Below are 12,965 nucleotides of genomic sequence, written 5' to 3'. Positions count from 1 at the left end.
TATTTCTTCAATAAAAATAATTAGGACATCTGGATTAAATAAATCTATTTTTTCAAACAGAGCTAAATTATTCTGATTGGGCTTCACTAATTTATACTGATAGTTATTTACATCACAAAAGTTTTGATAATTAAATTTCTCTTCACTTCCTATAAACATTACAATTGGATATTCAGTTTGAATATCAATCATGCTATCACCCGCTCACTTTAATTTAGTTGGACCTAATTGATGAATATTTAGATACTATTTCTAAATTAATCGTTATATCTTTCTTCTATGACTTAACCAAGTAGACTAATAACTAAACGTTAAAAGTTAAAATAAACTCTATAATCAAGTTTACTCCATCTAATATTAACGTCAAATTAACACGCAATCAACGTTATAACAGTTGGTAATTTAAGACATCATTTCCATTCCTAAAAACTATCAAATATGTAGAAAAAACCACAATTCGGCTATTTTCGAATTGTGGTTTTATTATTTTTAAGATTCTTTTTTTATTTTACAGTTAACTCTAAATAAACCATTCTTAACTGCAACATAATGGTGATAAATCAAAATATGTCATCTTTAAGATTATCATTACATTTTTTCAATCAATTTATCTACGATTGTGTTTATTCTTTTATTTTGTTCCTCAATCATTTTTTGTTGGGTCATTAAAGTCTCTCTATTCTCGTCAATTTTCTTTCTATTTTCATCAATTTTTTCTAATGCATGATTCAAAAGCTCAGTTCTTATATCTAAAATTTCAAATAAACGGTCCAAACTAGTTTTGATATCATGTAGTAATTGTACTTCTACTGGCTGTGATAATGCAGTATTTTCATTCATTCCTCTGCTTTTTTGAAATTTATAAATCGATGCAGACACATTCACTTCTTTGTTTTCTTCAATTACATTGCTTTCTAACCATTGGAGCTTAATCATTATTACACCATCTTTTAAATAGCGATCTAATACTTTAAATTTCCCACTAGCAGTCTCATGTACAGTTCCATTAGCATATTTCCTTGAAGGTTTGATTCCATCAGTATTATTCATCTTTTTTCCTCTCATTAATAAAAATATAACGATTCTCACTTTTCTTAACGTTAATTTAACCACATTTTACTTTTTTTAACCGACTTTTGCAATAAATACATAGTCATTATGTTCTTTATTTGAACTTACTTTTATTTTTTATCAAGTCACTCTACCTTAGTTAACTTATACATTCCTAACGAATATAGGAAATTACCTTACAGCATACTAAACGAATAAAAAACGCATTGATATTTTCTCAATGCGTTTTAAATTTAGATTTAATGATGATTTTTAGGGTTAGGGACGATTGGATTTACAATATTATCTCCATTCCCGTCTCCTGTACCCGGCGTTTGATCACCTGGGTTTGTACCTTCTCCTGTCCCGTTTCCATTATTACCTTGCTCATTTCCTGTTCCTTGTCCATTTCCAGTTCCTTGTTCACCTTCATTTGCAGGTGGAGTAGTTGGTTGTTCAGTTGAAGATAAATCAACTGTAACTATAACAGGGCCACTCTTACCTTCAGTACTCGTAGCAATAATCGTTATTTTTACAATATCTCCAGGGACAATTCCATTAATGCTTGTTGCTGTACCCTGAATTTTTTGAGTTTGTCCCGCTGCACCATTTACAGTATAACTTACTTCAAAAGACGTCTTTTGAAGCAGATTTGCAGGATACGTCCAATTTAATGAAATATTACTTGTAACTGGGTCATAATTTGACTTAACATTTTTTGCAGACTCAATCACTATATCTTTAGGAATATCATCTACTTTTTCCCCTCGGATGTATAATTCGTTTCGAATTTCTTCAACTGATGAAGGTTTTCTAAATACTGCGTTTCGATCTCCATTGGCCGCTAACATATCTCTTGCAATGAATTTAGCAATATTCGTTGAACCTTTACCAAGAAAATTATTCTTTTTATTTTTTTCATACCCTGTCCAAACAGCCATTGTAACATCAGAAGAATATCCAACAAACCAACTATCACGAGTTGCGTTATCCGGAAATCCGTATTTTTGTTTTACTTCATCAGAGTAGTTTGTCGTACCTGTTTTACCTGCCATATCAAGTCCTGGTACATTTGCTCTCTTACCAGTACCAAGTGGTGTTTTTACTACATCGCGAAGCATATCTGTTACCATATATGCAGTATAATCACTCATTACTTGTTTAGGCTCAGTTGCAAATACTTTTTCAGTTTTATCAGGATAAATAATTTTTTTAACGGAGTGAGGCTTATTATAAATTCCACCATTTCCAAATGCAGCATAAGCACCTGCCATCTCCATTGCTGATACACCTGTGAATCCTCCTATAGAATAAGATTCATAATAAGTATTTTTCGAAAAATTAAACCCTAAACCATTCCCAAATTCTCTAGAACGATCACTTCCTACAGCCTGGAAAGTCTTTAATGCAGGAATATTTCGAGAATCGACTAATGCTAATCGAATTGAAATATTACCTTTATATTTTCGATCCCAGTTTCTAATAGGTGTACCATTAGAATATGTATAAGGCTCGTCAAGTATTTGGTGAAAAGTTGACCATTTTAAATACTGAATAGCTGCACCGTAATCAAGTATAGGTTTAATTGAAGAGCCCGGCTGTCTTTTAATATCAGTTGCAAAGTTTAAACCACCAGTACTTGTATTTCTACCAGCACCTACTGCTCGAATTTCACCCGTTTTCGTATCTAATAATACAAAGCCAGTTTGAAATTCATCACTAGGATAGAAGCTTTTACCTCTACTTAATATTTCATCCGCTTTATCCTGTGCTTTAGGATCTAATGTTGTTTCAATTGTAAGTCCATCAGTATAAACATTTGCATCACTGTTTTTTTCTACTTCATTTACGACTACATCGATAAATGAATTGTATTTTGTACCACCCGATTCATGAACTTTTACTAATGATTTCATTGGTATTGCTTTTGCTGTTGTAAATTGTTCCTCTTTAATATAACCATATTTTTTCATTTGACTTAAAACAGTATTTCTACGATTTTGTGACTCAATAGGGTGCTTTGCAGGATTATAGCTATTTGGAGCCTTCACCATACCTGCTAAAGTTGCTGCTTCTGGTAAGGTAATTTTAGATAAATCTTTACTAAAATAAGTTTCACAAGCCTTTGCTACACCATATACTCCTCTCCCTTTAAGTCCATTTGAAAAGTAGACTTTATTTAAATACATTTCTAATATTTGATGTTTAGAGTATCTTTGTTCTAATTTAAATGCTAAGTACATTTCCTGAACTTTACGCTTAATTGTTTTTTGAGAAGTTAAAAATGAGTTCTTTACGACTTGCTGCGTGATTGTACTTCCACCTTGCGATCCGAAACCACCAGTAATATTTGCCAAAACTGCACCGAATACTCGACGAATGTCTACGCCTTTATGTTTATAAAACCGCACATCTTCGGTAGCAATAAATGCGTCTTCAACAACCTTAGGAATTTCATTGTAGGACACTTTTGTACGTTGTTCTCTACCTAATTCTGCTACAACTTTGCCATCCTTATCAACAATAGTCGAAGATAGCGGTACTTTAAGTTTTGATTCATCTAATGCGGGTGCTCCGCTAACTAAATATGAAAATATTCCTACACCAATCAGTATGAAAACAATTACGATTGATAATAATGTTACAGTAATTTTTTTCCATAAGCCTTCAGGCTTATTGGAAATTTTAGAAGGCTTTTCCAGCCGTTTACGTTCCTCTCGCGAACGATATTCATTTGCCATTTTAGTTCACCTGCCTTTTTAGTAAAATAGAGCTTTTTGGGGCAAAAATTATATTTTTATTTAAACCAATTTTATAAATAATAGTATTTTCTACACGCTCTACTTTCATGTACTGAAGAATATCTTTCTCAAATAAAAAACAGATAAACCGTTCTTTAAGGTTCATCTGTTTCACAAAATCTAATTTGTTTTTTAATTTGCATTAGACGAAAACGTCTTTTCAATAAAATCAATTACTTTCTTCGTATATGGTTCTGGTTCTTCAATAAAAGTTGTAATATGTCCATGTTCTGTTAGCCATAATGTTTTTTCGTTTTCATTTGGGATTTGTTCATAAATCATTTCACTACTACTGAATGGTACTTTCAAATCATTCTTTCCGTGAATTAATAAATAATTTGTAGAATTTCCTTTTTGAACTGATATGACTGGTGACACTTCTTTTGGATCAATCTTTAATAAATGTTTCATCGAACGTAAAATGATTGAAGTAAACGGTTTTTTAGGTAATTTTGACCAAACACTTAAATTATCTTCCAAATAAGTTTGTAAATCATGAAATGGACTATCTGCAATAACACCTTTAATTTGCGGATGAAGGCTACCAACCAGTAAACATGTCGCCCCACCCATACTCCATCCAAGCAAAACAATTTCTTGTTGATTTCGTTGGTTAATCACATATTCCACAGCCGACGATAAATCATGCTGTTCATAATATCCAATTCCTGTTGTTCGTCCACCTGATTTTCCACTATTACGGAAGTCAAACATCAATACATTATACCCTTGATCATGGATAGATTGCACAATTCGAAGGCCATTAATCTTTTTTTGACTTCGTTCATCTGTGTACCCGTGTGCAGTTATGACAGTTTTAGTTGTTGAATTTTTTGCTGGTATCCACCATCCTCTTAGCACAACTTGATCAAGATTACTCTTAAATTCAACCTCTTCAAATTGCAAATTGTAATCGGCAGGGTTTTGTTCGGTTTTTCGTCTAAATGGATGCGTTAAAATTAAACCGACTAAAATCGGTATTAGGAAGAATAAAACCGGAGATAAAATTATCATCCAAATTAAAAGCTGATTTATTTTTTTCCGTTCCATCTTGCACACTCCTTTTGTCTGTTAACCAAATAGAAGTTCTTCTCTTTAAATTATGAATTATATTAGACTTTGTTAGTCTTACTGAACTTTTATTTATATATTAAATTTATCTTTTTAAGTTCCTGCTAATCAATAGAAAAGGGTACCGAATTTATAGGCACCCCATTTAATGAACTTTATTATAAAATGTAATGGCAACGATTACGCTAATATCGTTGCCATCATAATATTACTTCTAAAAAAAAGTAACCGTCCTTCCCCAAGGACGTATTTGTCATCCGTATCACTACGGGTGTTGTACTTAAGTTTAGTGTTACCAACACCAAACTCTTATTTATTATACCCATTTTATATAATAATTTATAATTACTTCTAACAACTTATAAGCGAATAGCCGTATTATAATAATGATATACATCTGTATCTACATAATTAGGTAATGCATCCCACAAACAAACACCGATTAACTCTTTTTTCGGTTTTTCAATCATTGCTTCAGCAGCCTTATTAATAAAAACAAATTCCATTTTCGAATTTAAATAGTAACATCCTTCTGCCATGTTATTAAAAACATTATGTAGGTCAACATGATTTATTAATTGATTTTCCTCATTTAATGGTAAATTACTATTTGAAACCAAAGTCATCATACTCCTTCCTTTTTTGATGACTAAAAATCTAAACTACCCAGTCTATTTTAGAATATTATATTTCTGAATTTTCTGAAAGAAATACCAATCTTACTTGTTTGTTAATCCAAACAATTAACTAAATTATGATTTCATCAAAATAATTAAAAAAAACAAACAAACTAAATAGAAAAAGTTTATCTGTATTATTATTAATCACCAGATTGCTTATTATTTTCAAAGCACTAAAACCAGCAAATGCACCAAAAGAAAATTAAAAAATATCTCTAAACACAAAAAATCCCCTCATATTTACCCTAATATCTATAGGGAAAATATAGAAGGACAAAGTTTTAACCCAGTGTTATTTATACTTATATAATTAGAAATTATTTATCAATCTTATTTATCATTGCAATTGCTTTTTGGACCGAGCGTATAATTCCTGTATATCCAGTGCACCTACATAGATTACCCGATAATGCTTCTTTGATTTCATCCTCTGTTGGATTTGAGTTTGTGTCGATGAGTGCTTTTACAGCCATAATCATACCCGGGGTACAGTATCCACACTGATACCCTCCTTCTTCTAAGAAAGCTTTCTGTATAGGATGGAGTTCTACATCTGCTATCCCTTCAATTGTACAGATAGAAGTATTATTTACTTGATATGCCATCATTAAACATGAATTAACTAGTTTATGATCCATATGGACAGCACACGCACCACATCGACCAATTTCACAAGAAATTTTTGTTCCTGTCATTTTTAACTGTTCTCGTAAAATATCAATTAGACGCGTTGTAGGAGCAACATGTAATTGTTTTTCCATATTATTTATTTTTAAATTAAGTTCAAGCAAATGAATAGGTTGATCTTGATCATATTTATTCATACCCTTTATCTCATCTCCTTGAATTTATTAATTTCAATAAATATTCTGGTGAAATTGGTAATTTATTAATCCAACAACCTGTCGCATCAAAAATTGCTCTAGCAATTGCAGGAGCAACAGCAACTGTTCCAATTTCTCCAACTCCTCTAGGTCCAAATGAATCTTCTTCATCAAGTTTTTCAATTGGTTCTACATTTAATTTATAAGGTACATCACATATCGTTGGTATTAAATACGTATCAAAGTTATCAGAAACATAAACTCCATTTTCCATTAACGAATCTTCCATCAATGTATACCCTAAAGCCATAACACCTCCACCTTCTATTTGTCCTTTATAGCCCAAAGGATTGACAACTGGTCCAGCAGCAACTACTTGGTCTAGATCAAGTATCTTTATTTTACCTGTAAGGAGGTCAATCTCAATTTGAGCCAAAACAGATGAGAACGAATAAAGATAGTGACTACCTCCGACAGATGCATCAGGACTTGTAGGAAAATCAAAAGATGTTTGAACGATTATTTCTTGATTTTGAGGCATTTTTTGAGCAAGTTCTTTATAAGAGATGATAAATTTATCTTCTCTACCTTTACCTTTCAACCAAATTCCATTCGGTCCCATTTTAAGAATATTAATAGGTATTCTAGTAGCTTTTTGGGCTAGAACAAGAATCTGATTGTTAAATGAATCTTTCATTCTTTTTAGAGAATGCCACACCATGCTTGTAGCCCTAGAAGCTGTTGAAGAACCGCTTATTGGCACTAGTTCAGTGTCGCCTATAATAATATTAATATCTTGAATTGAACAATTAAATTCATCAATTAACAATGTTTGGATAACAGCGAGTATACCTTGACCACATTCTTCAAATCCAAATGCCGCTTCAATTTCACCTTTTCTCGTAAACGATATCCGACCCCCAGCTGGATCTATTCTTTCGTATCCAAGTCCTCCACCATGCATTGTTAGGGCAATTCCTTTTCCATATAACTTCCAATGCTGACTAAGATCTTTTTCATTCTGATTATTTTGTATAGGTCTTTTAGATATTTGATTTAATACATCAAAAGCACCATTTGTTGGTACAATCTTTTGACCTAATGGCCCTAAATCAGTTATTTTTCTTAAATTTTTAAAACGAAATTCAATAGGATCCATTTTTAGTTTTTCAGCAATTCGGTCTATTTGTCCCTCAAGAGCAAACGTTATTTGATTTCCGCCAAAACCTCTAAATTCACCAGCAACTCCATTATTTGTAAATACTGAAAATCCTTCAATTTCAATATTAGGGATAATATATGGTCCTGGAGCATGCTCGATAGCAAAATCTAAAACAGCGGGACCTAATGTTGCGTATGCACCTGTATCAGCAATAATTTTCACTTTATGTGCCATAATTACTCCATTTTCGTTTACACCCGTTTTCATTGTGATTTTCATTGGATGACGTTTTATGCCAGATTTAACAGATTCACTTCTACTTTGGTGAATTTTTATTGGACATTTAGTTTTTAAAGCTAGCAATGCGCCATATGGTTGAATATTTAATTCATCTTTCCCTCCAAAAGAACCACCCATAGGACTGGAGATAATTCGGATACTTTCTTCTGGAATATTTAGGATTCTGGACAATTGAAACCGATCTTTAAAACCATGCTGTGTTCCAACATATACAGTTAGACTCCCGCTTGCTTCAGGTACTATGATTCCTCCTTCTGTTTCCATATAGGCATGCATTTGCCTAGGTAATTCATATGTTTCTTCTACAATCGTATTACATTCACGAAAGCCTTGGTAAACATCACCTTTTTTATATTTTGCTTGGTGTAAAATATTTCCTTGTTCATGTAATTTAGGAGCGTCTTTGTGGAGAGCCATTTCAGGGCTAGCAATAACAGGTAGCTTTCTATATTCGATTTTAATCAATTCCAGTGCTTGTTCAGCAATTTCTTCTGTATCAGCGGCAATAGCAGCAATTGCATCACCGACATATCTTACTCGATCTTTACAAAAAACGGGTTGGTCAGGGAATATTAAACCAAAACCATTTAAACCAGGGATATCCTTATATGTAACAATTGCTTTAACACCTGAAAGTTTTTCAGCTTCTTCAATTGATATAGATAAAATCTCTGCATGTGGCTCAGTGCTTCTTAATACTTTTCCATATAACATGTTTGGGAAGGAGAGGTCTGTTAGATATTTCATTTCACCGCTCACCTTGCTTAGGCCATCCGGACGAACTCTTCTTTCTTTTTCTGTTGGAATCAGATTTTTACTCATTGTTCACCTCTTATTTACTAACTATTTTAGTAATCTCGGAAACAATAATATTAGTTGTAATCTCCTGTTTATAGTTTGAGGAAGTAAAATGGTCAGAAGGAGGTTTGAATTCCTTTTTGATTGCTTGTTCTATTTCCTTTAATTGATAAGATGGTAGGTATAAATTTTTAATAATCTCCTCGGTGTCTACTAACCTCTGAGGTAAAAAAGAGCTACCACCAACTGCTAAGTATACTTTTTCGATTATCTTTTTTTTGCCAATTTTGAAATATCCAGATATACTCACAATACTTTGACAAAAACTCTCTCTTAATCCTATTTTTTTATAGAAATAATTTTCACTTGATTTCTTTGTTTGTACAGGTATTTTAACGTTCACTAGAATGGAATTTGATAGATATTTTTCATTTTTTATACATTCTGCTAATTTTATTTCTCGCAAATGATGTGCATCATATAATATGAGACTCGCATCCAATACTAATAATGCAGGAATTACATCACCATTACCATTTGCAATATTCCCCCCGATTGTTGCTCTATTTCGAATAGCTGGTGATGCAATATTGCGAATGGCTTCAACTAATATTGGGACATTATCAAGGAAAATCGCTTTACTCTTGCAACAATCTAGAGTGGTTAATGCTCCCATTAGGATAAAGGTTTGACGATTATTTTTCATCAACTTATATTCCTGCAATTCTTTTACGTTTTCAATACTTATTAGATTTTTAGGACACTGTACTCCCTTTTCCCAATAAGTTTGTAAAAGTGTTCCACCTGCGATAATGCATGAGTCATTAAGGAATTCCTGTTTTAATTTGTAAGCTTTTGCAAGTGTATCTGGAAACCATACAGCAGGATAATGAAAGTTTGCATGTCCTTGTTTAATCACCATTCAGCTCAATTCCTTTCGCTACTTCATACGCTTCTTTTGTATCGATATCAAAAAAATCCCACTTATTCTCAAATTCAACTAACAAACCCTCTAAATTAGTATGATTCCGAATAATTGCTCTTGCTCCTTCATCTCCATTTAACGTAAATAAGTAAGGTATCGTATTAGGCGATAGGATGATTGGGGGTCTAGGAATACCTTGAAAGCTTGCTGCTAAAAAAGGAATTGTTGAGTTCTCACTAACACGCTTTAAATAAATTTGATGTAATTCATTTATCGTTTGGATCGATAAAAAAGGTTGGTCTGCGAGAAGGATCATGACCCCTAAAGGCTTTGTTTTTAGGGCTTGAGTTAAACCACATTTTAAAGAATATGATTGACCCTTGTTAGCATCTGTACATGTAACATGTGTCCATGAATCTTTATAAGGTTTTTGAAAAAGATCTTTGCAAATCCAATTTAGTGAATCATCTTCTTTTGTTATGACAAAAACATGGTCAATATTAGAATTGATAAATTTACGTAAGCTGAAACCTCCAATTGTAGAATTACCTAATGGAAGTGAAATTTTATTCTGCCCCATTCTTTTACTACTACCAGCAGCAAGTAAAATTGCAATGATTCTACTATTCTTCATGCTTAGATATCTTCTTTATTCTTTGTCGCTGAATTAATTCACCAACAATACTGATTGCAATCTCTTCTGGGCCCTCAGCACCAATTTGAAGGCCAGCTGGGCTATTTATTTCAGTATCTATTTTTTTACCTTCCAAAAGTCGTTGGATTCGTTTTTTACCACCAAGAACGCCTAAATACTTAAGATTACTATTTAAAATATGATTTAATATTTCCTTGTCTTTTTGGAATTGATGGGTAATGATGATAGCAGAATCAGAAGCAGTCAATTGAAGTTTTGGTATGATTTCGCGCGGAAAGCCCACAAGGATTTGTTCTGCGTCTGGAAAGTATTCATTAGAACATAGATCCGCACGCCAATCGGTTATCGTTACAAAGAATCCTGCTAAAGATGCAAGTTTTACTAAAGGTATCGCATCCTTACCTGCTCCAAACACGAATAATCGAGGCTTTGGATGAAAAGTATGTAAATACGTATTAGTTTCAAGCGGTTCAATCATTCGTAGCCCACTTTTTTGATTAGTATAATGAATAAGAGCACTTTTAATCTGATCTAATTTTCCTTCACTACAATTTCCAAAAAAGGTCTTTTCATCCACTAAGAATAAAGTTTCAACTTCATTTTTATCATCCGATAAAATTTTCATCATCGATACACTCGTACCATTTAATAGGAATGTTTTTAATTTAGTTAGTAAATTAAACATACTTTCATCAATTGGCTCCAAAAGTACAGTAATTATTCCGTTACACCCTGCTCCATTACCCCATGTTAAATCATCTTCTGCACTCATGTCATAAGTAACAGTTTGAGGTGTTTTTCTTACTCTTGTTTCTTGAACTCGATATGACAAATCTGCTTCAAGGCAACCCGCACTTAGTAAGCCAACCTCTTTCCCATTTCCCTTAAATAACATGGAAGTTCCTTCTTTTCGGTAGGCTGAGCCTTCTACATGAATAATTGTAGCTAATACATCCCCCTCTTTAGATGATGTAATCTCATTTAGTATCTCATGGATACTTTCCATTAGATCACTCCTAATATAAAATCATTGTTCAAAATCCAAACGGCATTTTTAGTAAATATTAATATATAGTTCTATGATGAATGTGTTATGTCTCCATTCAAAATTAATTAACATAAGAAATAAAACAATAAAAAAAGATTAACCACAATCTATGGTTAATCGATTATTATAATTAAGTTAAATTGAAAAATAAAAACCTACTACGTTATTACTTTTTTATACCGAGCGCGTTCCTTCCGATATTAGCAAGTACAGTTTGTCCATCAATCGTTGTATGTATATCTCCCTGTCTAACATACGTTGCTTGTTTTTCATCAAACGCAGAAAAAGCATCAGCTATTTTTACATTTTTGTATTTACCTTCAATGCTAGCAATTTTAGGATTAATGATGAATGATAATAATTGATTTGATAGTTTATGCATCGGTTGATTATTTTCTTGAAATGGATTATAGAAATTGTACAATACAATCGGAGCATCGCTGAGTTCACGAATTTCCTTAATTATTTCATTTAAATTCCCTGTTAATTTCGGCATCATTGAAGCAATTTTTCCTGGAAGTTGTTCTAAGTGATTACTTTTTTTCAAAGTATGTAACAAATCATTATTTCCTATATCCAAAGTAATATAGTCCGCATGTTTTATTGATTGTCTGAAATTGGTATCATATTTTATTGCTTGCAAAAGATTAGCTGTCGTCCAGCCTGGAACGCCTAAATCATGAACTTCAAGGTTTGCTTTTTCACCAATTAGAAATGGGAAAGCATAGTTTGATGGTATATTATTATTAGTGCCTAAATTGAAACCAAATGTTATGGAATCTCCTAGACCAACTAAATCAATCTTTTCATAAGTATTAACTGTATCCTCTTTTGCAAGTGCTGTATTTGATAACAAAGAACCTGCTAAAGCAAATGTAAGAAACGTTATAACAATTTTTCTTCTTCTCAACAAATACGCCCCCTTAAATAAGTGTATTAAGATACTAAACTTCTTTTTATGATTAGTAAAAAGTAGTAATACAAGACTTAAGTTACTAATTTTCAGGATTATACTCTAATCGCCTTTTTTATAGGTATTGTGTTTTATTAAATTATTTGTCTAAAAGAACCAAAACATGTAACGATTTACTTAGTTTTGATGATAATAGGAGGATTTTGAGAAATAAAAAAGCTAACTGTTTGAGTTAACTTTGTATCACGCTGTTGAAAAACAATATTTTTAATTAATTATCAAATTTTCGTAAAAGGAGCCTTCGTGATGTTGATTCCCATTACAGGATGCTCGCTTTCCATGGGGCGAGATTCTGTCTGCATTAAAACCTAATCAAATAGCCTTTCCTTAGAGTACAATAACAGGGCTTATTCAGTAGTTTGTATTTCAATTAAAATCGTACAATAATGTTTAAACTACTCAATTGAATTTGTTTATCTATATATTAGCTCATAATCTTTTTAACTTCTGAAAAAAATCATTACCAGTGTTATTGGGAATCATGAAATTGCTTAAACAGATTAACATTTAAAACCATTATTTATAGATCATCCAAAATCATAATTTAATCATCAATAATGTTCACTTAATGTAGGTTTTCCGTTTGACTGTTTTATATTGCAATACAAAAAAGCTAACTGAACTAGTTAGCTTTTTTCACGTTGTTGAAAAACAACCCTGTCAATCAATTACCAAATT

The 12,965-nt window shown here is 32.2% G+C and carries 11 protein-coding genes; all 11 read right to left on the bottom strand.

Annotated elements, in window-relative coordinates; all coding sequences use genetic code 11:
- The coding region (locus CN514_RS23415; RefSeq protein WP_141529506.1) for a hypothetical protein at positions 1-192 on the bottom strand (192 nt) is incomplete at its 3' end.
- 396 nt (positions 193-588) lie between these two features.
- Positions 589-1,050, bottom strand: coding sequence for a hypothetical protein (locus tag CN514_RS23410; RefSeq protein WP_098234634.1), 462 nt, complete (start codon positions 1,048-1,050; stop codon positions 589-591).
- A gap of 260 nt (positions 1,051-1,310) precedes the next feature.
- Complete coding sequence (locus CN514_RS23405) at positions 1,311-3,791, bottom strand: transglycosylase domain-containing protein (protein WP_098234633.1); 2,481 nt, start codon at positions 3,789-3,791, stop codon at positions 1,311-1,313.
- Between the two features lie 192 nt (positions 3,792-3,983).
- Positions 3,984-4,901 (bottom strand): alpha/beta hydrolase, encoded by a 918-nt coding sequence (locus CN514_RS23400; protein ID WP_098234632.1) that lies wholly within the window; start codon positions 4,899-4,901, stop codon positions 3,984-3,986.
- Between the two features lie 380 nt (positions 4,902-5,281).
- Complete coding sequence (locus CN514_RS23395) at positions 5,282-5,548, bottom strand: PAS domain-containing protein (protein WP_098234631.1); 267 nt, start codon at positions 5,546-5,548, stop codon at positions 5,282-5,284.
- A 371-nt stretch (positions 5,549-5,919) separates the two neighbouring features.
- The gene (locus CN514_RS23390; protein WP_098234630.1) at positions 5,920-6,426 is read right to left on the bottom strand and encodes a (2Fe-2S)-binding protein; all 507 of its coding nucleotides are present in this window, start codon (positions 6,424-6,426) and stop codon (positions 5,920-5,922) included.
- Positions 6,427-6,436: 10 nt separating this feature from the next.
- Complete coding sequence (pucD, locus tag CN514_RS23385; protein ID WP_098234629.1) at positions 6,437-8,710, bottom strand: xanthine dehydrogenase subunit D; 2,274 nt, start codon at positions 8,708-8,710, stop codon at positions 6,437-6,439.
- A 10-nt stretch (positions 8,711-8,720) separates the two neighbouring features.
- Positions 8,721-9,608, bottom strand: a complete 888-nt coding sequence (locus CN514_RS23380) for an FAD binding domain-containing protein (protein WP_098234628.1) — start codon at positions 9,606-9,608, stop codon at positions 8,721-8,723.
- On the bottom strand, positions 9,598-10,245 hold the full coding sequence (locus CN514_RS23375) for an NTP transferase domain-containing protein (RefSeq protein ID WP_098234627.1): 648 nt from the start codon (positions 10,243-10,245) through the stop codon (positions 9,598-9,600). Before CN514_RS23375 ends, CN514_RS23380 begins: the two co-directional genes overlap by 11 nt.
- Complete coding sequence (locus CN514_RS23370; RefSeq protein WP_098234626.1) at positions 10,235-11,272, bottom strand: XdhC family protein; 1,038 nt, start codon at positions 11,270-11,272, stop codon at positions 10,235-10,237. Before CN514_RS23370 ends, CN514_RS23375 begins: the two co-directional genes overlap by 11 nt.
- 208 nt (positions 11,273-11,480) lie before the next feature.
- Positions 11,481-12,224, bottom strand: coding sequence for a GDSL-type esterase/lipase family protein (locus CN514_RS23365; RefSeq protein WP_176526049.1), 744 nt, complete (start codon positions 12,222-12,224; stop codon positions 11,481-11,483).
- Positions 12,225-12,965 lie beyond the last annotated feature (741 nt).

Source organism: Bacillus sp. AFS001701 (assembly GCF_002559405.1).
In the GTDB taxonomy this organism is placed as follows: domain Bacteria; phylum Bacillota; class Bacilli; order Bacillales; family Bacillaceae_G; genus Gottfriedia.
Note: the sequence above shows the minus strand (reverse complement) of the source record. Positions and strands in the feature narration are given on the sequence as shown.